Origin of the sequence: Sinorhizobium sp. M4_45 (assembly GCF_002885915.1) — a bacterium.
Lineage (GTDB): Bacteria > Pseudomonadota > Alphaproteobacteria > Rhizobiales > Rhizobiaceae > Sinorhizobium > Sinorhizobium meliloti_A.
In genome coordinates this window covers 74,099-98,352 of sequence record NZ_NWVE01000001.1, presented here as the reverse complement: position 1 = coordinate 98,352, position 24,254 = coordinate 74,099, and the positions used below count along the sequence as shown (strand labels likewise).

Annotated in this window: 21 protein-coding genes; 14 read left to right on the top strand and 7 right to left on the bottom strand. The window is 62.6% G+C overall.

Annotated features, from left to right (window positions below; translation table 11 throughout):
- Positions 1-147: 147 nt before the first annotated feature.
- From CN933_RS31415 to CN933_RS00445, 3 genes are all read right to left on the bottom strand, one after another.
- Positions 148-297: a hypothetical protein gene (locus CN933_RS31415; RefSeq protein ID WP_018095785.1), complete on the bottom strand. Its 150-nt coding sequence runs from the start codon at positions 295-297 to the stop codon at positions 148-150.
- A 184-nt stretch (positions 298-481) separates the two neighbouring features.
- Positions 482-1,795: an NAD(P)/FAD-dependent oxidoreductase gene (locus tag CN933_RS00450; RefSeq protein WP_018095786.1), complete on the bottom strand. Its 1,314-nt coding sequence runs from the start codon at positions 1,793-1,795 to the stop codon at positions 482-484.
- Positions 1,792-3,159 carry a glutamine synthetase family protein gene (locus CN933_RS00445; RefSeq protein ID WP_018095787.1) on the bottom strand — a complete coding sequence of 456 codons (1,368 nt, stop codon included), beginning with the start codon at positions 3,157-3,159 and terminating at the stop codon, positions 1,792-1,794. The genes CN933_RS00450 and CN933_RS00445 overlap by 4 nt, the downstream gene beginning before the upstream one ends.
- 124 nt (positions 3,160-3,283) lie before the next feature.
- Between CN933_RS00445 and CN933_RS00440 the strand changes: the two genes are divergently transcribed.
- The 14 genes from CN933_RS00440 (at position 3,284) to CN933_RS00375 (ending at position 18,483) form a co-directional block, all read left to right on the top strand.
- The gene (locus tag CN933_RS00440) at positions 3,284-3,976 is read left to right on the top strand and encodes a GntR family transcriptional regulator (RefSeq protein WP_018095788.1); all 693 of its coding nucleotides are present in this window, start codon (positions 3,284-3,286) and stop codon (positions 3,974-3,976) included.
- 270 nt (positions 3,977-4,246) lie between these two features.
- Positions 4,247-4,963: a FadR/GntR family transcriptional regulator gene (locus tag CN933_RS00435; RefSeq protein WP_018095789.1), complete on the top strand. Its 717-nt coding sequence runs from the start codon at positions 4,247-4,249 to the stop codon at positions 4,961-4,963.
- Positions 4,960-6,132 (top strand): PLP-dependent transferase, encoded by a 1,173-nt coding sequence (locus CN933_RS00430; protein ID WP_018095790.1) that lies wholly within the window; start codon positions 4,960-4,962, stop codon positions 6,130-6,132. Before CN933_RS00435 ends, CN933_RS00430 begins: the two co-directional genes overlap by 4 nt.
- Before the next feature lie 37 nt (positions 6,133-6,169).
- Positions 6,170-7,432: an ABC transporter substrate-binding protein gene (locus CN933_RS00425; protein WP_018095791.1), complete on the top strand. Its 1,263-nt coding sequence runs from the start codon at positions 6,170-6,172 to the stop codon at positions 7,430-7,432.
- Positions 7,433-7,529: 97 nt separating this feature from the next.
- A complete protein-coding gene (locus CN933_RS00420; RefSeq protein ID WP_018095792.1) occupies positions 7,530-8,465 on the top strand; it encodes a carbohydrate ABC transporter permease in 936 nt (311 codons plus the stop codon).
- Between the two features lie 4 nt (positions 8,466-8,469).
- A complete protein-coding gene (locus tag CN933_RS00415; protein ID WP_018095793.1) occupies positions 8,470-9,303 on the top strand; it encodes a carbohydrate ABC transporter permease in 834 nt (277 codons plus the stop codon).
- Between the two features lie 6 nt (positions 9,304-9,309).
- A complete protein-coding gene (locus CN933_RS00410) occupies positions 9,310-10,377 on the top strand; it encodes an ABC transporter ATP-binding protein (protein WP_018095794.1) in 1,068 nt (355 codons plus the stop codon).
- 199 nt (positions 10,378-10,576) lie between these two features.
- Positions 10,577-10,963 carry a c-type cytochrome gene (locus CN933_RS00405; RefSeq protein WP_018095795.1) on the top strand — a complete coding sequence of 129 codons (387 nt, stop codon included), beginning with the start codon at positions 10,577-10,579 and terminating at the stop codon, positions 10,961-10,963.
- A gap of 136 nt (positions 10,964-11,099) precedes the next feature.
- A complete protein-coding gene (locus tag CN933_RS00400) occupies positions 11,100-12,044 on the top strand; it encodes a cytochrome c oxidase subunit II (RefSeq protein WP_018095796.1) in 945 nt (314 codons plus the stop codon).
- Positions 12,045-12,077: 33 nt separating this feature from the next.
- Complete coding sequence (ctaD, locus tag CN933_RS00395) at positions 12,078-13,859, top strand: cytochrome c oxidase subunit I (protein WP_018095797.1); 1,782 nt, start codon at positions 12,078-12,080, stop codon at positions 13,857-13,859.
- Entirely contained in the window at positions 13,856-14,554 is a 699-nt protein-coding gene (locus CN933_RS00390; RefSeq protein ID WP_018095798.1) for a cytochrome c oxidase subunit 3, read from the top strand. The genes ctaD and CN933_RS00390 overlap by 4 nt, the downstream gene beginning before the upstream one ends.
- Positions 14,555-14,566: 12 nt before the next feature.
- The gene (locus CN933_RS00385) at positions 14,567-15,289 is read left to right on the top strand and encodes a heme-copper oxidase subunit III family protein (RefSeq protein ID WP_018095799.1); all 723 of its coding nucleotides are present in this window, start codon (positions 14,567-14,569) and stop codon (positions 15,287-15,289) included.
- Between the two features lie 11 nt (positions 15,290-15,300).
- Entirely contained in the window at positions 15,301-15,660 is a 360-nt protein-coding gene (locus CN933_RS00380) for a cytochrome C oxidase subunit IV family protein (protein WP_018095800.1), read from the top strand.
- Positions 15,661-15,921: 261 nt separating this feature from the next.
- On the top strand, positions 15,922-18,483 hold the full coding sequence (locus tag CN933_RS00375; protein WP_102761188.1) for a GcvT family protein: 2,562 nt from the start codon (positions 15,922-15,924) through the stop codon (positions 18,481-18,483).
- Between the two features lie 415 nt (positions 18,484-18,898).
- On the opposite strand, the gene CN933_RS00370 is transcribed toward CN933_RS00375, so the two are convergent.
- The 4 genes from CN933_RS00370 to CN933_RS00355 form a co-directional block, all read right to left on the bottom strand.
- Positions 18,899-19,939 carry an NAD(P)-dependent alcohol dehydrogenase gene (locus tag CN933_RS00370; protein ID WP_018095802.1) on the bottom strand — a complete coding sequence of 347 codons (1,041 nt, stop codon included), beginning with the start codon at positions 19,937-19,939 and terminating at the stop codon, positions 18,899-18,901.
- 261 nt (positions 19,940-20,200) lie between these two features.
- Positions 20,201-21,661, bottom strand: a complete 1,461-nt coding sequence (locus CN933_RS00365) for a M20 family metallopeptidase (protein WP_102761187.1) — start codon at positions 21,659-21,661, stop codon at positions 20,201-20,203.
- A gap of 160 nt (positions 21,662-21,821) precedes the next feature.
- On the bottom strand, positions 21,822-23,366 hold the full coding sequence (locus CN933_RS00360) for an ABC transporter substrate-binding protein (RefSeq protein ID WP_018095804.1): 1,545 nt from the start codon (positions 23,364-23,366) through the stop codon (positions 21,822-21,824).
- A 23-nt stretch (positions 23,367-23,389) separates the two neighbouring features.
- On the bottom strand, positions 23,390-24,253 hold the full coding sequence (locus tag CN933_RS00355) for a serine hydrolase (protein WP_018095805.1): 864 nt from the start codon (positions 24,251-24,253) through the stop codon (positions 23,390-23,392).
- Position 24,254 lies beyond the last annotated feature (1 nt).

Below are 24,254 nucleotides of genomic sequence, written 5' to 3'. Positions count from 1 at the left end.
CTCCTCCATCCCGTCTGATTTCCGCCGGCAAGGCTACGACGGCGGCTGCACGCGGACAAGGGCGGAAAAGCGGAAGGGAGCGTGTCGGGAAACGGCACCGGCCGATGAACGGCTGCAGATGCATGAGCACCTGCAGCCGTTGCGAAATCAGAACGCGCCGATGAGGAGCGCGCAGATGAAAGTGAAGGCTGCAGCCACCGCGATGGCCTGGGTAAAGTGTCTGGCAGTCGGACGACGGGCTGGTCGAGCCCGGTAGACGGTATAGCGGGATTGGGTCATCGCCTTGGTCGCGTTCATTATGTCTCTCCGCTGTTGGGGCGTGGCCTGTAGCCGTTGTTCTCCTATATTCTTGATCGAATTCCTAGATAATTTTTTGCCACGGATCAAACGAGAAATGAAAAATTCGTTTAACCGGCCTGCCGGGCAGCGCGGAATACACGGTTCTTTCGAGGTCTCCGATGCCCAGGAGCGATCGCCCCGGCTACCAGCCGACGGCGTCCTTGAGCATGTACCACCACGATCCGACAGTCGAATACTGCGCGCGGAACATCCGTCCGCCGGGGAATGGATACCAGGGCAGCTTCGCGAAGACATCGAAGCGCGCCGCGTCCCCGTCGATCGCTTCGGCAAGAGTGCGGCCGAAAAGGTGGGAGCCCGTCACGCCATGACCGCTATAGCCATGGGCGAAATAGGTATTGCTGCCGATCCGCCCCATTTGCGGCACGCGCGTGAAGGAGAGTGCGAAGTTGCCGCTCCAGGCATAGTCGATCTTCACGCCCTTGAGCCGCGGAAAGACCTTTTCGAGATTTGGCCTGAGCTTTGCCACGACATCCGCCGGGTCGGTACCGCCATAGACGGTGCCGCCGCCGAAAATCATCCGCTTGTCGGCGGACAGCCGGAAATAGTCGAGAATGTAGCGAACGTCCTCCACGCACATGTCGCTCGGGATCAGCGAATGGGCAAGCTCCTCGCCGAGCGGCGCGGTGGTGATCATCTGGGTCGAAACGGGCATGACGCGGGTGGCGAGCTTCGGCACGGCATCGCCAAGATAGGCGTTGCCGCAAAGCACGACGATCCGGGCGGAAACCTCGCCCCCCTCGGTATGGACGGTCGGCCGGGCCGATTCGTGGTCGACACGGGTCACCGGTGACATCTCGTAGATCACGCCGCCGAGGCTCTCCAGGGCGCGTGCCTCGCCGAGCACCAGATTGAGCGGATGCATATGGCCGCCGGTGGTGTCGAGCATGCCGCCGCAATAGGCCTCGGAATCGACGAGCTTGCGCAGCGCCTCGCGGTCGAGAAGCTGATGATCGTCCATCCCGTGTTTGCGCCAGAGCGCCTGCTTGGCCTCGAGCTCCTTCATGTGGGCTCCGGTATAGGCGGCATAGATATTGCCGGGCTTCAGATCGCACTCGATCCGATACTCGCTGACGAGCCGGCGGATGATCCGTCCGCCTTCCTGTACAAGGCCGCCGATGAAGCGGGCGGCATCCTCGCCGTAGCGGCGCTCGATCGTCGACAGGCCGGCATTGAGACCGTTGACGATCTGGCCGCCGTTGCGTCCGGAGGCGCCCCAGCCCACCTGCGCACCCTCGACCACGGTGACCTTGTAGCCCTTTTCGGCAAGATGAATGGCCGTGGACAGGCCCGAATACCCCGCGCCTACGATGCAGATGTCGGTTTCGATCCGGCCTTCCAGCCTGACCGGATTGCGGATGATGTTGCGCGAGGCGGCGTAATAGCTCGTCGGGTAGCTGCCGTCCCCGGCATAGGATTTCTGCTTCCGTGCCATCATACGATTTCCAGATAGGCGCTGAATTCGTAATCCGTGACCTGCTCGGCGAAGCCGGCGATCTCCTGGCGCTTGCAGGCGATCAGCATGGAGCGAAGCACGGGATCGAAGATCTCGGCGGCGATCGGTCCGGCCTCGAAGGCGTCGACCGCCTGCCCCCAATCGGCAGGAATTTTGGGCAATTTCTCCGTCGCATAGGCTCGTCCCTCGACGGGCGCCGGCGGCTTCCATTTGTTGCGGATGCCTACGAGCGCCGCGCCGAGGATCGCGGCGATGACGAGATAGGGATTGGCGTCGGCACCCGCGACGCGGTGCTCGATCCGCCGCGCCGCCGGATTGCCGCCCGGGATGCGGATTGCCGAGGTGCGGTTCTCGTAACCCCAGGAAATCGAGGTCGGCGCATGCGTGTCGGGCCGCAGCCGGCGGTAGGAATTGAAGTGCGGGGCGAACATAAGCGTCGTCTCGGCCATGCCGCGCAGGAGGCCGGCCACCGCATGCTTGAGCACGGCCGATCCCTCGTCGCTGCCGTCGTCGAAGACGTTGTTGCCTTCCTCGTCGAGCAGGCTGAAATGGATGTGCATGCCGTTGCCGGAACGGGTGCCGTAGGGTTTGGCCATGAAGGTCGCCGCGAGCCCGTGCTTGCGGGCGACCCCCTTGACGATGCGCTTGAAGAAGATCGCGTCATCCGCCGCCTTCAGCGGATCGTCGCTGTGCAGCAGATTGATCTCGAACTGGCCGATGCCGTTTTCGGCTATCGCCGCATCCGCCGGCACGTTCTGCCGCGCGCACTCCCTGTAGACGTCGGAGAAGAACTCGCCGAAATCGTCGAGCTCGTCGATCGAAAGGATCGCGTCGGAATCGAGCCGCTTGCCGGTATAGGGCGAGATCGGCGGGACGGCGCTGTCCGGCTCGGGATCGATGAGATAGAATTCCAGCTCCGTCGCTACCACCGGGCGCAGCCCCAGTTCGCGATATTCGCGCATGATCGCCGCGAGCGCCTGGCGCGGATCGGCAAGAAAGGGCCTGCCGTTCTCGACGAACAGCCAGAGCGGAACCAGCGCGCTCGGCCGCGACGTCCAGTTGACCGGCAGGGCCCCTCGCCCCGTGACGCCGCAGATGCCGTCGCGGTCGCCGGTCGCAAAGACCTGCGCGCTGCCGATGATGTCCTCACCCCAGACGTCGACGCCGACGATCGAGAGCGGCATGCGGATGCCGCCGCCGAGCACCTTCCTGGCCTGTTCCACCGGCACCCGCTTGCCGCGCATGATGCCGTTCAGGTCGCAAATCACCGCCTGAATACTTTCTATCGGGCCGTTCTGTTCAAGCCAGGACTGGAACACTTCCGGGTCGTCCGCATCGATTGACATATCGTATTTCTTTTTGTGATCACATTATCGGGAAATTGACATAGTTGCAGTTTTGAAGTCAAGCTGCCCCGGGTCGGCAGGATCGACTCGTTCCAACACCCGGGGTGCGGGAGGAATCGCCGTCTTGAAGACCCTTGCTCTGCCCGCCCTTCATCGGCCGGAAGGCATGACGACCCACGACTATGCCTTTGCGCGTCTCAGGCAGGCGATCATGGTGGGCGCCTTCCGGCCCGGAACCTCCGTCACCATACGCGGGCTCGCAGATGCGCTGGAGAGCAGCCCCACGCCGGTGCGCGAAGCACTGCGTCAGCTGACCTCGATCGGTGCCCTGCAATTTCTGGAGAACCGGCGGATCGTCGTGCCGCGAATCACGCCGGCGCGTTTCGAGGAGCTGATCTCGCTTCGTATCGCGCTTGAAAGCCATGCCGCGCGCAGGGCCGTCGCCCATCTCTCCGACCGGCAGATAGACCGCATCATCGCACTGGATGACGCGATCGAGGCCGCGATCCTGGCGGGGCAGAAGGCGCAGGCGCTGATCGCCAATCAGGAATTTCACCGGCGGATCTATACGGCCAATCCCGATCAGGTCGTCATGCCGTTCGTAGAGAGCCTCTGGCTCCAGCTCGGGCCGATCCTCGGCATTGCCATGGAGCACGTCACGGAATTCTACGTCATCGACCGTCACCGTGAGGCCATCGAGGCCCTGAGACGGCGTGACGAGGACGCCGTGGCGCAAGCCATCGCCGCCGACATCCGCGAGGGCATCGGCGGCTTCGATCAGCAGGCGATCGGCAAGCTGCTCGCGCTTGCGCGGTGAACGAGCCTTGGGTCTGCTCCAGTAGGATAATCACCCTGATCTGCCCCTCACCCTAGCCCTCTCCCCGCTTGGGGGGAGAGGGGACACCCCTGTGTTCCGCTTCAGCCTCGATGGGTCGATACGGACTCGTCTCCTCTCCCCGCAAGCGGGGAGAGGCTAGGGTGAGGGGCAGACCTCAAGGCTTCGACGCTCATCTGGCCCTTGACCACCTCTCCTGTCCCCTGCATATTGCTCAGATGTCAGACCAATTGTGGTTCTGGGGAGAACCGGATGCCCCTGCAGGATAAAGCGATGCTCCTGCCCCTGCCGCCCGCAGACCGGGCGCAGCAGGTAATATCCGCCCTTGCCGATTTCATTCAAAGATCGGGGCTGAACCCCGGGGATCGCTTGCCTGCCGAGCGGGAAATGATGGCGGCGCTCGCCGTCGGCCGCTCCACCATTCGTGAGGTGCTGAGCCATTTCCAGGCGCTCGGCGTTGTCGAGGCGCGCAAGGGCAGCGGCACCTATCTCCTGCGCGCCATTTCCACCGCAACCATCCACATGCCGCTGGCGCTCGACACGGAGCACCTTCGCGACGCGCTGCTGCAGACGCTCGAAGTGCGGCGCGGCATCGAGGTCGAGGCCGGCATGGTCGCTTCGCGGCGCCGCACGGAGGCCGACCTCGTCAACATCGAAACGAAGCTCAACGAGATGGAGCGGGTCCATCTCGCCAAGGGAACCTCCGGCCCGGAAGACCTCGCCTTCCATCTTGCGATCTACGACGCGACCCACAATCCGCTCTTCAAGCAACTGCTCGAACAGATGCGCGAGGCCTTCGAACGCTTCTGGGACGAGCCTTTCGACCGCTCGGACTTCGCAAGGCGCTCCTTTCCCTTTCACCGAACGCTCTTCGATGCGATCGCGGCGCAGGACGCCGAGGCCGCGCGCGCGGAAACGCTGAAAATCCTCGCGGTCGTCGAGGAAGACATCAAGGAAATGTCCAAATGAACAACGGCCTCGATCCGTTCGAGAGAGCCTCCCTTATCGTCGCGCATGACGAGAGCAACGCTTTCGATGCAGTCGTACCGCCGATCGTGCAGACCTCGCTCTTCACCTTCAAGAACTATGACGAGATGGTCGCTTCCTATCGGGGCGAGCGCGTGCGGCCTATCTACACCCGCGGCCTCAACCCGACGGTCAGGCATTTCGAGGAGATGCTGGCGAAGCTCGAAGCCGCCGAAGACGCCATCGGTTTCGCAAGCGGCATGTCGGCGATCTCCTCCACAGTCCTCTCCTTCGTCGAACCGGGCGACCGCATCGTCGCCGTGAAACATGTCTATCCCGACGCGTTCCGCCTCTTCGGCACGCATCTGAAGCGCATGCGTATCGAGGTCACCTATGTGGACGGGCGCGACGAAGAGGCGGTTGCCAGGGCGCTTCCAGGCGCCAAGCTCTTCTACATGGAAAGCCCGACCAGCTGGGTGATGGACACGCACGATGTCGCAGCGCTTGCGGCTCTCGCACGCCGGCAGGGGATCGTCACGGTCATCGACAACAGCTGGGCCAGTCCGGTATTTCAGCAGCCGGTCTCGCTCGGCGTCGACCTCGTCATTCACTCCGCATCGAAATATCTGAGCGGCCATAGCGATGTCGTCGCCGGCGTCGTCGCCGGGTCGAGCGACCTGATCGGCCGCATCCGTTCGGAAGCCTATCCCTATCTCGGCGGCAAGCTTTCGCCCTTCGACGCCTGGCTGCTGATCCGGGGCATGCGCACGCTGCCGGTGCGGATGAAGGCACATGAGCGCTCGGCGCTCGCGGTCGCCCGTCGTCTGGCCGAGCATCCGCTGGTCGAAACCGTCTGCCACCCGGGCCTCGGCAACCATCTGCCCCCCGGTCTCTCCGGCACCTCCGGACTTTTCTCCTTCATCTTCCGCGAAGGCGTCGACATGCGCCGCTTCGCCGATCACCTGAAACTCTTCAAGCTCGGCGTCTCCTGGGGCGGCCACGAAAGCCTCATCGTGCCGGGCGAAGTCGTCCTGGCGCAGAAAGCCGAGCCCAATTCCGCGGCAGCCTTCGGCATTTCACCGCGGTCGGTACGGCTCCATGTCGGCCTGGAGGGAACGGAGGCCCTCTGGAGCGATCTCGAAACGGCGATGACAGCCGCTTCATCAGGCTGACGAACACGCAACCAGCGAGAACAAAGGGAACGATAAAATGAGGAAACTGATCACCGCCACCCTGCTTGCCACGCTGATGGCCGGCAGCGCCCTTGCCGATACCAAGCTGAAGCTCGTCGAGGTCATCACCAGCCCCGAGCGCACCGAAACGCTGAAGTCGATCGTCGCCAAGTTCGAACAGGCGAACCCCGGCACGACCGTGGAGATCATTTCGCTGCCCTGGGGCGAAGCCTTCCAGAAATTCGCGACCATGGTCTCGGCCGGCGAAATCCCCGACGTCATGGAAATGCCGGACACCTGGCTGTCGCTCTACGCCAATAACGGCATGCTCGAAAGCCTCGAGCCCTATCTCGAAAAGTGGGAGCACACCCCCGGCCTCACAGAGCGCGCGCTCGAACTCGGCCGCGACGTCAACGACACCGCCTATATGCTGCCCTATGGCTTCTATCTCCGGGCCATGTTCTACAACAAGAAGCTGCTCTCCGAAGCGGGCGTCTCCGAACCGCCGAAGACGATGGACGACTTCGTCAAGGCTTCCGAGGCGGTCTCCAAGCTGCCCGGCAAATCGGGCTATTGCCTGCGCGGCGGTCCGGGCGGTCTCAACGGCTGGGTGATGTTCGGCGCGACCATGGCCGGCGACAACAAGTTCTTCAACGAGGACGGCACCTCGACGATGAACAGCGAGGGCTGGATCAAGGGCCTCACCTGGGTCATCGACCTCTACAAGAACGGCCTCGCCCCCAAGGATAGCGTCAACTGGGGCTTCAACGAGATCGTCGCCGGCTTCTACAGCGGCACCTGCGCCTTCCTCGACCAGGATCCGGACGCGTTGATCGCGATCGCCCAGCGCATGAAGCCGGAGGATTTCGGCGTCACCACCATGCCCAAGGGGCCGAGCGGCAAGGCCTTTACCACGATCGGCTTTGCCGGCTGGTCGATTCTTGCCGCCAGCCAGAACAAGGATCTCTCCTGGAAGCTGATCGAAACGCTGGAAGGCCCGGAAGGCAATATCGAGTGGAACAAGCGCACCGGCGCGCTGCCCGTCCATAAGTCGGCCGAGAAGGACCCCTTCTATGCGAGCCCGCAGTTCAAGGGCTGGTTCGACGAACTCGCCGACAAGGACGTCGTGCTGACGGTCATGCCGACCTATCTCGAAGAATTCGCCTTCTTCAAGGATTCGCTCGCCATCAAGACGACCCAGGAGGCCCTGCTCGGCGACATCACGCCGGAAGAGCTCGCCAATCAATGGGCCGACTACCTGACCAAGGCGCAGCAGAAGTACCTCGCAAGCAAGAAGTAACGCAGGCACCGGCGGCGGTCAGCCGCCGCCGGTCGTCCGACGCAAGAAAAGGCACGCCGATCGATAACGGCGGTCAAAAAAGGGGAAATTTCGATCGATGGCCTATGCCGCACGCCATGACGGCCTGCCCGCAACCCGTCCGCCGCTGATGAAGCGGATCGCCGACGCCTCTGCGCCCTATCTCTATACCGCTCCGGCGCTCATCCTGATCGTTACGGTCATGCTCGTGCCTCTGGTGCTCGGCATCTCCTACGCTTTCCGCGACATCCAGCTGCTCAACCCCTTCTCCGGCGGTTTCGTCGGCCTCGATCATTTCCGCGCGCTCGCCCAGGACCAGGCATTCTTCCGTTCGCTGCGCAACACGCTCTGGTGGACCGGCGCCTCCGTGTTCCTGCAGTTCGCCTTCGGGCTCATCCTGGCACTCCTGCTCGACAAGCCATTCTATGGGCGTGCGGTTGCACAGGCGCTCGTCTTCCTGCCCTGGGCGGTGCCGAGTTTTCTGGCCGGCCTCAACTGGGCCTGGCTTTTCAACCCCGTCGTCGGTCCGCTGCCGCACTGGTTCTTCGCTCTCGGCATCATGAGCCAGCCGACCAACATTCTGTCCGATCCCCAGCTTGCCATGTGGGGACCGATCATTGCCAATATCTGGTGGGGCATCCCCTTCTTCGCGATCACACTGCTGGCAGCGCTCCAGGCGATCCCGCGCGACCTTTACGAGGCAGCGAGCATCGACGGCGCCGGCCCGGTGCAGCGTTTCCTTTCGATCACCCTTCCCTTCCTGGCGCCCACGATCGCGATCACCATTCTGCTGCGTACGGTCTGGATCTCCAATTTCGCCGATCTCATCATCGTCATGACCAATGGCGGGCCGGCGGACCGAACCCAGATCGTCGCAAGCTACATCTTCACCCAGGCGTTCAAGCGGCTGGATTTCGGTTATGCCTCGGCGATCGCGCTGGTGCTGCTGGCGCTGCTCCTCGCCTATTCATTGCTGATCGTGATCCTGCGGCAATGGCTCCTGAGCAAGGATTGAGACCATGCGCGCCAAACAAGCATTTCTGACCATTGCGCATCGCCTGGCGATCCTCGCTTATATCGCCTTCGCGCTCTTCCCGCTCTTCTGGCTGCTCAAGGTCGCCGTCACGCCGAACGACCTCCTCTATTCGGAGGGCATTCGTCTCTGGCCGTCGCGGGCGAGCCTCGAACACTTCGACTTCGTGCTGCGGCACAGCGCCTTCCCGGTGTTCTTCCGCAACAGCCTGATCGTTTCGGGGTCGACCGCCGTGATCGTCACCATCCTCGCCTCGCTCTCCGGCTACGCGCTCTCGCGCTTCCGGTTCCGCGGCAAATACTGGCTGGTCACGCTGATGCTGCTGACGCAGATGTTTCCTCTGGTGATGCTGGTCGCGCCGATCTTCAAGATCCTCTCGCCGCTGGGGCTGACCAACAGCCTCACCGGGCTCGTCGTCGTCTACACCGCCTTCAACGTCCCCTTCGCGACATTCCTGATGCAGTCCTTCTTCGACGGCATTCCGAAGGACCTGGAAGAGGCGGCGATGATCGACGGCGCGACGCAGTTCGTCGCCTTCCGCCAAATCATCCTGCCGCTGACGCTGCCCGGAATCGCCGCGACCCTAGGCTTCGTCTTCACCGCCGCCTGGAGCGAACTGCTCTTCTCGCTGATGCTGATCTCCGGCAACGCACAGGCGACCTTCCCGGTCGGGCTCCTGTCCTTCGTTTCGAAATTCTCGGTCGACTTCGGGCAGATGATGGCCGCCGGCGTGCTGGCGCTGATACCGGCCTGCCTCTTCTTCCTCCTCATTCAACGCTATCTCGTCCAGGGCCTCACGGCCGGCGCGGTGAAAGGCTGATACGCAATGGCTTCCATCGACATCGCCAACATCAAGAAGTCCTACGGTACCCACCCGGTGCTGCACGACGTCGACCTCAAGATCAGCGACGGCGAGTTCGTCGTGCTCGTCGGTCCCTCCGGCTGCGGCAAGTCGACCCTTCTGCGCATGATCGCCGGGCTCGAGAGCGTGACCGGCGGCGAGATCCGCATCGCCGGCAGGCGGGTCAACGAACTCGCTCCGAAGGACCGCGACATTGCCATGGTGTTCCAGTCCTACGCGCTCTACCCGCATATGTCGGTCGCGAAAAACATGAGCTACAGCCTGAGGCTGCGCAAGACGGCCAAGGAAAGGATAACGACAGTCGTTGCTGGCGCCGCTGCCAAGCTCGGCCTCGACCCGTTGCTCGATCGCCGCCCCAAGGCGCTCTCCGGCGGCCAACGCCAGCGCGTCGCCATGGGCCGCGCCATCGTGCGCGAGCCGAAGGCGTTTCTCTTCGACGAACCGCTCTCCAATCTCGATGCGCGCCTGCGCGAGCAGATGCGGGCCGAGATCAAGAAACTGCACAAGGATCTGGGCGCCACCTCTATCTATGTGACGCACGATCAGATCGAGGCGATGACGCTGGCAGACCGCATCGTCGCCATGAACGGCGGCGTGGTCCAGCAGGTCGGAAGCCCGCTCGATCTCTACGACCGTCCGGCCAATCTTTTCGTCGCCGGCTTCATCGGCTCGCCGGGCATGAACTTCTTCGAAGGTACCTGCCACGCGGGCGACGCGCCGCGCTTCGAGATGTCGGATGAGATCGGCATCCCGCTCGACGCGGCCGCGCCCCTTTCGAATAACGCAAAGGTGACGCTCGGCATCCGTCCCGAACATGTCGTGCTTGCCGGCCACGGCCCGGAGACGCTGCTTGCCGGCGTCGATCTGGTCGAGCCGACGGGCTTCGGCATCATCCTGCATCTCTCGCTCGGGCGGGCGACCTTCAAGGTCTTCACCAACGACCGGTCGTTCCTGACGGCGTCCGGCACGATCCCCGTCCACTTCCCCGCCCACCACCTGCATTTCTTCGATGCGGAGGGCAAGCGCGTCTGACGCACGCGCCGAATGGCGGCCCGCAGGTTCAGGCTTAGCCGGAAGGAGCAATTGACTTCTCTACGACAAGGACTAGCTTCTTTCCTGTCGCACGTATCAACCGCCCCGGCGCACCATTCCTTAAGAGAAGCAAGCACCGCCAAAGCAGATTTGACGATAGCCTTCCTTGCCCCGCGCCGGGCGAAATTGAGGAAGTATCATGCGAATTGCACTTGCTGCCCTGTCTTTTTCGGCACTCTCGCTCTGTCCGCTCGCCGGGCTTGCCCAGGAGGGCGATGCCGAGGCCGGCGCCACCGTCTTCAAGAAATGCGCCACCTGTCACGTGATCGACAAGGACCAGAACAAGGTCGGTCCTTCGCTGCAAGGCGTCATCGGCCGGACGGCCGGCACCCATGCGGACTTCAAATATTCGCAAGCCATGATCGATGCGGGCAAGGGTGGTCTCGTCTGGGACGACGCGACGCTCGCCGAATATCTGCGTAACCCCAGGGCCAAGGTCAAAGGCACGAAGATGGTATTCCCCGGCCTCAAGAAGGACGAGGAGATTGCCAATGTGATCGCCTACATGAAGCAGCATCCCAAATAGGAATACTTGCGGGAAGTGAGAATTCGATCTCGTCCGGATGATTTGCCAGTATTTTCCGTTCGTGCAATAATTGTGATCGGAACTCTGCGATTGCGTATTCGTCTCACGGCCGATCACGGCGGGGGAGGGTCAGGGAATGGCCGTGGTAGTGATTCTGGTTCTGCTGGCCGTCGGCTCGGTGTTGTTCCATTTGCTTAGTCCCTGGTGGTGGACCCCGATCGCCTCCAATTGGAGTTACATCGACAATACCATCACCATCACCTTCTGGATCACCGGCATCGCCTTCACCGCCGTGGTCCTGTTCATGGCCTATTGCGTCCTGCGCTTCCGCCACCGACCCGGCAATACCGCCGCTTACGAGCCCGAAAACAGGCGGCTCGAAGGCTGGCTCGCGACGGGCACGACCTTCGGTGTCGCGGCGATGCTGGCGCCGGGCCTCTTCGTCTGGAACCAGTTCGTCACCGTCCCGCAGGATGCGTCCGAAGTTGAGGTGATCGGCCAGCAATGGCTGTGGAGCTTCCGGCTGCCCGGCGCGGACGGTAAGCTGGGCACGACCGAAACGCGCGATATCGCCCCCGAAAACGCGCTCGGGGTCAATCGGGACGACGCCGCCGGGCAGGACGACATCATCATCGAAGGCGGCGAGCTTCACCTGCCGGTCGGCAAGCCGGTCAAGATGCTGCTTAGGTCGGTCGACGTCCTGCACGATTTCTACGTCCCCGAATTCCGCGCCAAGATGGACATGGTGCCAGGCATGGTCACCTATTTCTGGTTGACGCCGACGCGGACCGGAACCTTCGAGATACTCTGCGCGGAACTCTGCGGCGTCGGCCACCCGCAGATGCGCGGTACCGTCGTGGTCGACACCGAAGAAGACTACCAGGCCTGGCTCGCCGAGCAGCAGACCTTTTCGCAACTGTCCGCATCATTGGAAACAAAAGCAATTCCGGGAAAAGCGTGTAGCGGTTCTCCGTCCGGAGTTGCGACCGAACAAGGAACCGGAGCATTCGCGCTTTTTGAAGAAGAGCGAGAATGCTTCGGCCCGGCGGCGACAACGGTCGCCGCCTCAGCGGCACAGTAGGAGGTGCCGTGAAGTAGCCCCTGGGGAGGAGATATGATGGTCGACGTCCGGTCCGGTATTGGCGAGGCACTTCCGCCTCCCGAAGTCGAGGATGTTGAGCTTTACCATCCGCATAGCTGGTGGACGCGCTATGTCTTCAGCCAGGATGCGAAAATCATCGCCATTCAATACGGCACGACCGCGATCGCCATCGGCATGGTGGCGCTGGTGCTGTCCTGGCTGATCCGGCTGCAACTCGGTTTTCCCGGCACATTCGAGCTGATCGATGCCGAGCGCTACTATCAGTTCATCACCATGCACGGAATGATCATGGTGATCTACCTGCTCACCGCCCTCTTCCTCGGCGGCTTCGGCAACTATCTGATCCCGCTGATGGTCGGCGCGCGCGACATGGTGTTTCCCTATGCCAACATGCTCAGCTACTGGATCTATCTGCTCGCCGTGATCGTCCTGGCCGCAAGCTTCTTCACGCCCGGCGGACCGACCGGCGCCGGCTGGACCCTCTATCCGCCGCAGGCCGTCCTTTCCGGCACGCCCGGCGGCAGGGACTGGGGCATCATCATGATGCTCTCGTCGCTGATCATCTTCGTCATCGGCTTCACCATGGGTGGCCTCAACTATGTCGTGACCGTGCTGCAGGGCCGCGCACGCGGCATGACGCTGATGCGGCTGCCGCTGACCGTCTGGGGCATCTTCACCGCGACGGTGATGGCGCTGCTTGCCTTCCCTGCCCTTTTCGTCGCCTGCGTCATGATGCTCTTCGACCGGCTGCTCGGGACGAGCTTCTTCATGCCGGCCATCGTCGAGATGGGCGAGCAGCTGCAATATGGCGGCGGCAGCCCGATTCTCTTCCAGCACCTGTTCTGGTTCTTCGGCCACCCCGAAGTCTACATCGTCGCCCTGCCCGCCTTCGGCATCGTCTCCGATCTCATCAGCACCCATGCCCGCAAGAACATCTTCGGCTACCGCATGATGGTCTGGGCGATCGTCATCATCGGCGGCCTCTCCTTCATCGTCTGGGCGCACCACATGTATGTCAGCGGCATGAACCCGTATTTCGGCTTCTTCTTCGCCACGACCACGCTGATCATCGCGGTGCCGACGGCGATCAAGGTCTATAACTGGGTCCTCACCCTCTGGCGCGGCAATATCCATCTGACGCTGCCGATGCTCTTCGCCCTCGCCTTCATCGTCACCTTCGTCAATGGCGGGCTGACGGGTCTCTTTCTCGGCAATGTCGTCGTCGACGTGCCGCTCTCCGATACGATGTTCGTCGTCGCGCATTTCCACATGGTCATGGGCGTGGCGCCGATCATGGTGATCTTCGGCGCCATCTATCACTGGTATCCGAAGATCACCGGGCGCATGCTCAACGAGGCGATGGGCCAGATCCATTTCTGGGTCACCTTCATCGGCGCCTACGCCATCTTCTTCCCGATGCATTATCTCGGCCTCATCGGCGTCCCGCGCCGCTATCACGAGCTCGGCGAGGCATCTTTCGTGACGACTTCGATCGCCGAGCTCAACGCCTTCATCAGCGTCATGGCGCTTCTCGTCGGCGCTGCGCAGATCCTGTTCCTCTTCAATCTGGGCTGGAGCCTGCGCCACGGGCGGGAGGCCGGGGGCAATCCCTGGCGCGCGACGACGCTCGAATGGCAGACGCCCGAGACGCCGCCGCCTCACGGTAACTGGGGCGATGAACTGCCCGTCGTCTACCGCTGGGCCTATGACTACAGCGTCCCCGGCGCGCCGGAGGATTTCATCCCGCAGAACCAGCCGACGCCCGGCCGCCTCAGTCACGAGACCGTCTCATGAGCATCGTCGCCTTCTTTCTGGCGGCGATCGCCGCCATCGTCGTCTGGTGGCTCGCAGGGCAGCGCCTGACATCGCGCCCCTGGCTCGAGGTCGGTCACTTCCACGACCGGCGGGGCGCAACGCGTTTGCCGCCGGCAAAAATCGGCCTCGGCGTATTTCTCACCGTCGTCGGCGCGCTGTTTTCACTTGCGATCAGCGCCTATTTCATGCGCATGGCGTCATCCGACTGGGGCGCGCTGCCTTTGCCCGGCCTTCTCTGGCTCAATACGGGCATCCTCGCCGCCGGCAGCATCACCCTGCACTGGACCAGGGTCGAGGCAGGGCGGCGGAACGACGAGGCGGCTCGGATCGGTCTCCTGGCGGCGCTCGCTCTTGGCCTTGCTTTCCTCGTGGGTCAACTCTTCGCCTGGCGTGCGCTGTCGGACGCCGGATATTTCGTCGCCGGGAATCCGGCCAACAGCTTCTTCTATCTGCTTACGGGCATGCACGGCCTGCACATCATCGGGGGGCTCTTCGCTCTCGGACGGGTAACCGCACATGCCTCGCAAACACCGCTCGACAACAGAACGCGCCTGTCGATCGAGCTTTGCGCCATCTACTGGCATTTCATGCTGATCGTCTGGCTGGTTCTCTTCGCTCTTTTTGCCGGCTGGGCCAGCGGCGTGATCGATTTCTGCCGCCAACTGCTGACATAGGAACCGTTGAACATGTCTGCACCGATGAAGAAGCCCGCAGCAGAAACGCTCCCGCGCCCCGCCGGTCTGGCGGGTCTCGCGTCGGACTGGGCCTCCGACCAGCGCACCTTCAAGGATGTTTCCTGGGGAAAGGCCATGATGTGGATCTTTCTCCTCAGCGACACCTTCGTCTTCGGCTGCTTCCTGCTTGCCTACATGTCGGCGCGAATGTCCACCGCCGTTCCATGGCCCAATCCGAGCGAGGTTTTCGCACTCGAAATCGCCGGAACGCACATGCCGCTGATCCTCATCGCCATCATGACCTTCGTTCTCATTTCGAGCAGCGGCACCATGGCCATGGCCGTCAACTACGGTTACCGCCGCGACCGGCGGAAGACCGCGGCGCTCATGCTTCTGACGGCGCTTTTCGGCGCCACCTTCGTCGGCATGCAGGCGTTCGAATGGTCGAAGCTGATCGCCGAGGGCGTGCGGCCCTGGGGCAACCCCTGGGGAGCCGCTCAATTCGGCTCTTCCTTCTTCATGATCACCGGCTTTCACGGGACCCACGTCACCTTCGGCGTGATCTTCCTGCTGATCGTCGCCCGCAAGGTCTGGCGCGGCGATTTTGAAACGGAGCGGCGCGGCTTCTTCACCAGCCGCAAGGGGCGCTACGAGATCGTCGAGATAACCGGCCTCTACTGGCACTTCGTCGACCTGGTCTGGGTCTTCATCTTCGCATTCTTCTATCTTTGGTGAGGGAGGGCATCGTGGCTCACGCGGAAATACATCCGGCACAACCTGCGGTCGCCCATACGGAGCACCAGCAGCACCCGATCAAGCTCTACCTCCTGGTCTGGGGGCTGCTCTTCGTCCTCAGCGCTCTTTCATACCTCGTCGATTACTTCGGCCTGCAGGGCTATCTCCGCTGGTCGCTGATCCTCATCTTCATGATGCTGAAGGCGGGCCTCATCGTGGCCGTGTTCATGCATATGGCGTGGGAACGCCTGGCGCTGATCTACGCGATCATTCTGCCCCCGCTGCTGGTGCTCGTCTTCGTGGCGCTGATGGTGTCGGAATCGAACTATGTCCTCTTCACGCGCCTCACCTTCTTCGGTGGCGGCGAGTAAAGGCGGCTGCCGAAAGGTCGCGTTTCGGCGGCGCGTCCGCCTGCCGCCTCCCTGTTCGAGGAAAAACCTGTTCCTCGCCGCCCCGCAGGGTGTATTTTCTCGCTATATCAGCTAGATGAGCGTCCTTGCGGCCGCGACCGTGCCCGTCCGCCGCCCGCAACATTCTGGTCGTGCAGCACGACGATTATGTCGTAGACAGGCTCAACTCGCGGCGCGGCAGGCTCTAATATCCGGCTTCAAAACCAAACCAGGGTCGCATCAATGGCAGAGTTTCCGGAAAAGGCGAAGGTCGTAATCGTAGGACTGGGTGGCATCGTCGGCGCATCGATCGCCCACCACCTCATCGAGCGTGGCTGGGACGATATCGTCGGCATCGACAAGTCGGGCATCCCGACGGATATCGGCTCTACGGCACATGCCTCCGACTTCTGCTACACCACAAGCCACGACTATCTCTCGGTCTGGACGACGCAGTATTCGATCGACTTCTTCGAGAAGATGGGTCACTACGCCCGCATCGGCGGTCTGGAAGTCGCACGCACCGGCGACCGCGTCTGGATGGAGGAGATCAAGCGCAAGCTTTCCTCCGCCAAGGCCTTCGGCACCCGCGCACACTATGTCTCGCCGGCCGAAATCAAGAAGCTGTTCCCGCTGATCGAGGAAGATCAGGTGATGGGCGGCATGTTCGATCCGGATGCCGGCCTCGTCATCCCGCGCTCGCAGACGGTTGCCGGCAAGCTGGTCGATGCGGCGGAAAAGTCCGGCAAGCTGCAGATATTCGGCAATACGCCGGCAACTGCGCTGCTTGTCGAAAACGGCCGTATCAAGGGCGTCGTCACACATCGCGGCACGATCATGGCCGACCATGTCGTGGTCTGCGCCGGCATCTGGGGTCGCCTGATCGCTGAAATGGTCGGCGAGGACCTGCCTGTCATGCCGGTCGATCATCCGCTCACCTTCTTCGGCCCCTACAACGAATTCGAAGGCACCGGCCAGGAAATCGGCTTCCCCCTGCTGCGCGATCAGGGCAACTCGGCCTATATGCGCGACACCGGCGACCCGAGGACCACCGAGGGCGGCCAGATCGAATGGGGCTATTACGAAACAGACAATCCGCGCCTCTGCCATCCGCGCGACATCCTCGAAAAGCACGAGGCACGCCTGTCGCCCTCGCAGCGCGACCTCGATATGGAGCAGATCATCGAGCCGCTCGAGCGCGCCATGGAACTTACGCCGATCCTCGGCGAGCTCGGCTATAACGAGGGCCACTCCTTCAACGGCCTGCTGCAGGTATCGGCCGCCGGCGGCCCCTCCTGCGGCGAGAGCCAGAAGGTACGCGGCCTCTGGTACTGCGTCGCCATCTGGGTGAAGGACGGCCCGGCCTACGGCAAGCTGATCGCCGACTGGATGACGGACGGGCGTACCCATACCGACCACGCCTCGATCGACTACGCGCGCTTCTACCCGCACCAGCTCGAAGAGAAGTTCATCGAAGGCCGCTGCTTCGAGGCGGCGCAGAAGATCTATTTCCCGGCCGTGCATCCGCGCGAGCCCTATGCGAGCGGCCGCAACGTCAAGCGCTCGCCCTTCTACGAGCGCGAGAAGGAGCTCGGCGGCTACTTCATGGAACTCGGCGGCTGGGAGCGCGCGCACGGCTATGCCGCCAACGAGCACCTGCTCGAAAAATACGGCAACCGCATTCCGGTTCGCGAGAACGAGTGGGACAACCGCCACTTCTGGCGCGTTTCCAACGCCGAGCATCTGGCGATGAGCGAGGATTGCGGCATCGTCAACCTCTCGCACTTCCACATGGTGGATATCGAAGGGCCGGACCATGTGGAGCTTCTCGAGTGGCTTTGCGCCGCCAAGATCGGCGGAGACGGCAATATCGGCAAGGGCATCTACACCCACTTCCTCGATGACGAGGGCATGGTGCGCGCCGACTTCACCGTCTTCCGCATGAGCGACCGCTGCCGCCTCGTGAACGGTGCCGATGCCGGCCCGCGTGACTTCCACTATATGCGCCGTGTCGCGGAAGACCGGGGGCTCGACGTCACCATCACCGACGTTTCGGAGAAGTTCGTCACCATCGGCATCTGGGGCCCGAATGCCCGCGAAACGCTGAAGAAGGTCGTGGCGGAACCGGCCGGCCTCGATCCGGAGAATTTCCCCTTCGCCGCGATCAAGCAGATCGAGATCGCCGGCAGGCCGGTCTCCGCCTTCCGCATCTCCTATGTCGGCGAGCAGGGCTGGGAACTGCACATGAAATACGAGGACGGCCTGGCCGTCTGGGATGCGCTGCGCGCCACGGGCGTCATGGCCTTCGGCGTCGAGACCTACGCGAACTCGCGCCGGATGGAAAAGAGCCTCCGCCTGCAGAACGCGGATCTTCTCACCCACTACAATCTTATCGAGGCGGACCTTGCCCGTCCGAAGGTCAAGGAAGCGGACTTCCGCGGCAAGGCGAAGCATATGGAGTACAAGGCGCGCGAGCACCAGCCCGCCATACTCTGCACGCTCCTCATGACGGAGAACACCGACAGGAACGGGGTGAAGCGCTACCCCGTCGGCAACCTGCCGGTCATGGACCCGGAGACCGGCGAGGTGCTGGTCGACGAACTCGGCCGCCGCTCCTACACCACTTCCATCGCCTACGGCCCGACGATCGGGAAGAACATCGCGCTCGCCTATCTGCCCTGGTCTTACTGCCAGGTCGGCCGCAAGCTCAATGTCGAGTATTTTGCCGAGACCTACCCGGTCGAGGTCGCCGGCGTCGGCTACAAGCCGCTTTACGACCCGGAGAACCTGAAGCCGCGGACGTAACCGGGCCGGATAACCTGTCCGTGGTTTCAGGCCGATCCGGCGTGAAACCACGTGGAAGCTCTGGCCGGTCTTTTCGGCATGTTTCCTTGTTCGTAGTCGATCAAAGGACGAAAACATGCAGCATAAGACGCGCGGCGCTGTAGGAAAGTTGTCGGAGAACTGCAATCTCTCCGTCCTCATCCGTGTGCTCGTCACAGGGATGAAAGCAGCGCCGCGTCTGCGGCGCGGAAAGCGTTCTTTCAGCCCAAGGACTTGGTCTGGCTGAATTCCCGTGACGAGCACAGGAATAAGGGACCGAGATGTGCGGCCACTACAACTTTCGCTTGCGAATATGCGAGGGAAGAGTCAACCTGTGACGCCGATCAGCTTTACGGCCGGCACCTTGCCCGCGTTCGAAGAGCCGCGCCACGGGCTCTTACGCCGGCATCTCGATCTGTATCTTCACGTCCGTGGGGCGCGCCTCGACGGCGCGGTCGAAGGCGGCGATGCTCTCGTCGAACGGAATGGTAGCAGAGATCAGCGGTTTCAAATCGACCTTGCCGGAGGCGATCAGTTCGATGGCGCGGTCGTAGACATTGGCATAGCGGAACACCGTCTCGATCCGCAGTTCCTTGGCCTGCATACCGACGATGTCGAAGGGGACGGGGTCGACGGGCATGCCGACGAGCACGACGGTTCCGCCAGGACGCGCAAGACCCGGAAGAGCAAGGATTGCGGGTGCGGCCCCGGAGCACTCGAAGACCACATCCGCCCCCCAGCCGCCCGTCGCCTGCGCCAGAGCCTCGGATGCCGTCTGCTGGCGGACATTGATTGTCTCGATACCTTCATAGGCGCCGATGACATCCAGTTTCGGCTGCGCGAGGTCAGCCACGTAGACCTTGGAGCATCCCCCCGCGAGCGCAGCCAGTGCCGTCATCATGCCGATCGGGCCGGCCCCCATGACGACGCCGACATCCCCCGGCTTGATGCCCGCGCGAAGGGCGGCCTGCACGCCGATGGCGAACGGCTCGACCATCGCCCCTTCCGCGAAGGACACGTGGTCGGGGAGGCGATAGGTGAAGGCCGCCGGATGAACGACCTCGGGCGTCAGGCACCCATGGACCGGCGGCGTGGCCCAGAACCGTACGGACGGATCGACATTGTAGATGCCGAGCTTGGACGACCGGGAGGAGAGGTCCGGAATGCCGGGTTCCATGCAGACACGGTCACCCTTCTTCAGATGCCGGACTTCCGAGCCGACCTCCAGAACGACGCCCGCGGCCTCGTGACCCAGTATCATCGGCTCGTTGACGACAAAGGGCCCGATCTTTCCATGGGTGTAATAGTGGACATCGGAGCCACAAACGCCGACGGTGCGGATTCCGATCAGCACGTCGGCCGGCGACAGATCCCGCCTGACCGGAATGTCGCGCAGCGACAATTGCCCCTTCTTTTCAAGTACAAGCGCTTTTGCCACTACCGTTCTCCTCGTACAATAAGTTGCCGTTTACCGCTCTGGATCGAGATGGTTTTTGCGCCCGTGCCGCCTCTGCAGCAATTCGAGGAGACTCGCGCAGCGATTCCCGTCAGCAATTGCATCAAGGCAGAAGAGCTAGTGTGTTTTTGCGATTCGAAGAAGAGAAGAACGCCCCGGGGAAGCTCATTTGCCGATGCAGAACATCTCACGAGGTGGTGGGAACGGTCGACCCCTGACGGAAGGATCGAAGCCGAAACGCCATCATCGGGCCGGTCGATCATGAAAATGCGACCCCGGCATGACATCCGCCGGGATAGGGCAGACATAGGATTTCCCGTCCGTCTTCTCCAGCCATTCCGCCCTGGCGGCGGCAAGCAGGTCCGGCGAAGTCATCAGCGACAGACCCGTCGTGGCGAGCGTCTTGGCGGCATGCGCCGTCGCCTTGTGGGCGATCGGGCTTTTGCCCTGCGCAACGACCTGCCAGGTATGCGGGTTGGTGCCGATCGCCCATGCCGGCGCCCAGCACTGCGCCGTCGGCGTCACCCAGCTGACATCGCCGACATCGGTCGAGCCGGCGCGGAAGTGTGAATGGCCTTCGAATTCGCGCAGGCCGAGATGCAGTGGTGACGATCCATCGACATTGGCGTTGGAGAAGACGTCGCGCTTCATCTGGTAGAGGCGGATGCTGCTTTTGATTGCCTCTTGCGAGAACGTCTCCTGAATGGATCTGGCGAATGCGACGTCGGCCTCGTCGAAGGCGACCGGGCCGAGCGCCACCATGTTCTCATGCATGGCGGTCTCGATCGTGATGTTGGGCAGGAGGTTGGTCGAGGCCGTGTCGAAGGCGATTTCCACCTCCGTCTCGGTCATCATGGCTGCGCCACGGGCCACCTTCTCGACACGGCTGGCGAGCTCGAGCGCCTGTGGCATTTCCGGCGCGCGGATCAGGTAGAGTACTTCGGCGTTCGCCTGCACGACATTCGCCGCCTTGCCCCCGGTATCGGTGATTGCATAGTGCACCCGGCAATCCTGCGGCATGTGCTCGCGCAGAAAGTTGACGCCGACATTCATGAGTTCGACAGCGTCGAGTGCCGAACGGCCGAGATGGGCTGCGTTCGCGGCGTGCGCGGCCACGCCCTTGAAGCGGTAGAAATATTCGAGAACGGCAAGATTGTTGGTGGAGCGCACTCCGTTGAACGGTGCCGGATGCCAGGTAAGCGCTGCGTCGACGTCGTCGAACAGGCCGGCACGCACCATGAAGGTCTTCCCGGAGCCGCCCTCCTCGCCGGGGCAGCCGTAATAGCGCACGGTCCCGGGCAGATTGTGGGCCTTCAGATGCCGGGCGAGTGCGATTGCCGCCATCAGCGAACCGACGCCGAGCAGGTTATGGCCGCAGCCATGGCCACTGGCACCTTCGACAAGCGGCTTCGCCTCGGCGATCCCGGCCGTCTGGCTCATGCCGGCGAGTGCATCGAATTCCCCCAGAAAGGCTATCACCGGCTTGCCGCTGCCGGACTCGCCGATGAAGGCCGTGTCCATGCCCGCCACGCTGCGCCGAACGGAAAAATCATTGTCTTCGAGAGCCTTGGTAAGCAGCCCGGACGAGCGCTGCTCCTCGAATTTCAGCTCGGCGAAATCCCAGATGCTGTCGCTCAAGCGGGTAAACTCCGGTTTCATCGATTCGATCGCCGTGGCGATCGAGATCACGTCCTCTCGGTTCATGACATGTCCTCGTATTTCGAAGGGCGGGCGCAGGAGATCGCCGGCGCCTGCAGCGCAGCGCGTCTTTTCAGACGCGCAAAGGTCGCTTCACCGGGTCGGTCCGATGGGTGATGGATTGGCCGGGTCGGTGTTCTGCCGCCCGGCGCAGGCGATCAGGGGGCTAGTCGGCGACCGACACCTCCCAAAGGCGGGCGTTCGACTGCCAGACCGGCTGGCCCTTCAGCTTCCTGGTCGCGCCCCAGACATCGACCATGTCGTAAAGGAAGATGCCCGGCATTTCCTTCAGCATGAGCTCGTGGAACTCGTCGAAGATCTTCTGGCGCTTGCCCTGATCAGCCTCGGCATAGGCTGCGTTCATCAGTTCGATAGCCTTCGGATCGTCCCACATCAGGGAAGCGTTCTCGTCCTTGTCGCCAACGTAGAAGGAATACATCAGGGCGGGGTCGAGACGCGGCGCGACCGACTGCGAAATGACCTGGTAATTGCCGGAACGGCGGCGGTCGACCTGGGTTGCGTAGTCCAGAACCTCGATCTGTACGTTGAGGCCGGCCTGCTGCATCATCGCATGCGCCATGACGGCGGCCGGGAAGCTCGGCACGTTGCCGCGCTTGTTGGCGATGATCGAGATCGGCTCGCCGTTGTAGCCCGCATCCGCCAGCTCCTTCTTGGCGGCCTCGATGTCATAGGGAAGACGCTTCTTCTGCGTTTCGCTGAAATAGACCGAGTCCTGCGACACCATCGAGCCGTTCGCCTCGCCCGTGCCGTTGGAGGCGGCAGCAACGAGCTGATCCAGATCGAGCGCCATCGCCATGGCGCGGCGCACGCCCGGATTGCTCAGGACCTTGTCGCGGGTCTGAATGTAGAAGAGGTTCTTGCCGTTGTTGCGCGCGACGATCAATCGCATCGTTTCGCTCGACTGGAATTCGGGAATGAGATCCGGCGAGATTTCCGCCGTGTCGAGCACACCGGATTCCAGGCCTGCCTTCACGGTCGAGGCATCCGGAATGACCATGAATTTGACACCGTCTGCAAGGGGCCGCTTCGAACCGACCATGCCATCCGGCTTTCCATCGTTTGCCGGCGATACATAATCCGCGAATTTCTCGAGATGGATGTACTCGCCTTTCTTCCATTCCCCCCACATGAAGGGGCCGGTCCCGATCGGCTGGACGAAGCTGCCGTCGGCAGCGACGGATTCAGGCGAAATCATGCCGGTAAAGCCGCATTCGGGACGCGACATCAGGCCAAGGAAAACGGCCGACGGCTTTGCGAGCGTGATCTCGACGGTTGCCGCATCTGTGGCCTTGACGCCGGCTACAGGCGCGGCCCCGCCTTCTGCGAAATCTTTCAGGCAGGTCCACTTCGTCTCGGGCTTGAGGTAGCGCGTCCAGTTCCACACCACGTCGTCGGCCGTCATCGGTTTGCCGTTGTGGAATTTCACGTCGGTGCGCAGCTTGAACGTATAGGTCAGCCCATCGGCCGACATCTCGAAGCTCTTGGCTAGGAGCGGCTTCACTTCGCCGACATTGTTGTAGCCGACGAGGCCTTCGACGATGTGAAGGATGATGCTGTCGGTATTGCCGTCGCGGTTGACGCCCGGATTGTTGCTGCGCAGATCTGAGCTCTGCGCGATCGTGATGTCGCGTGCTGCTGCCATATTGGCCGTGGCGAGCAGTGCGGCGCCCGCAAGAAGAAGCTTTCTCATTGTTCTACCCTCTTTATTGATCGTTATGAGTGGAATCCGTCCCAGCAGGCACGCGAAAGCCTGCCGATCGTCTCGAGCGCCATCGTGTAACCCGGTGTGCCGTCCGGCATGACCTGCGGCACTTCGTCGGTATAGGCGGAGATGATGTAGAAGGGGGCGCCGTCGCGATAGACGATGCCGGCATTCATGCGGCCGCGCTTACCCGTGCCGCCCTTGTGCGCAACCACCGTGCCGAACGGCAGGCGCGACGGAATGGCATAGCGCAGGATCTGGTTCTTCAGAGTCTGCAAGGCATAGGCGCACAACTGCGGCGATGTGCCGAGCTTCGCAATCGCCTCGGGAGAGGTCTGCGCGTCCAGGATCGTCTGCAGCAGGAAGGCCTGGTCGCGGGCTGTCGTGGTCGTGACCGAGGTCAGCGAATGGTCCGGCGGCAGGGCCAGCGGCGGAATGAGGAAGCGATGATGCGTACCGTGCATGCCGATCGATTTGCAGTAGCTGTCCACTTCCTCCAGCGTCAGACGCTCGAACACCATCTTGGTGCAGACATTGTCGCTCAGCACCATCATACCGGTTATCGCGTCGCGCAACGAAATCACGATCCCGGGCGTCAAATACCGGAACATGCCGCTGGCGACTTCCTCGGCAAAGCGGGCTTCGTAGGTGATGGGCTCGTCGAGATCCAGCCGCCCCTCGTGCACCGCCTTCAGCGCCGCCATCATGATCGAGGTCTTGCGCGTGCTGGCAGAAGGCGTTTCCTCGTCGGCCCCGCGTTCGATCGTCTCTCCGGTCCTGAGGTTGCGCACAACGAAGCGTGTCACGAAAGGCTGCGCGTCGCAGATCTCCGCAAGCCTTTCCTTCACCGGGCCAAGATCGGTTAGCCTATCCACA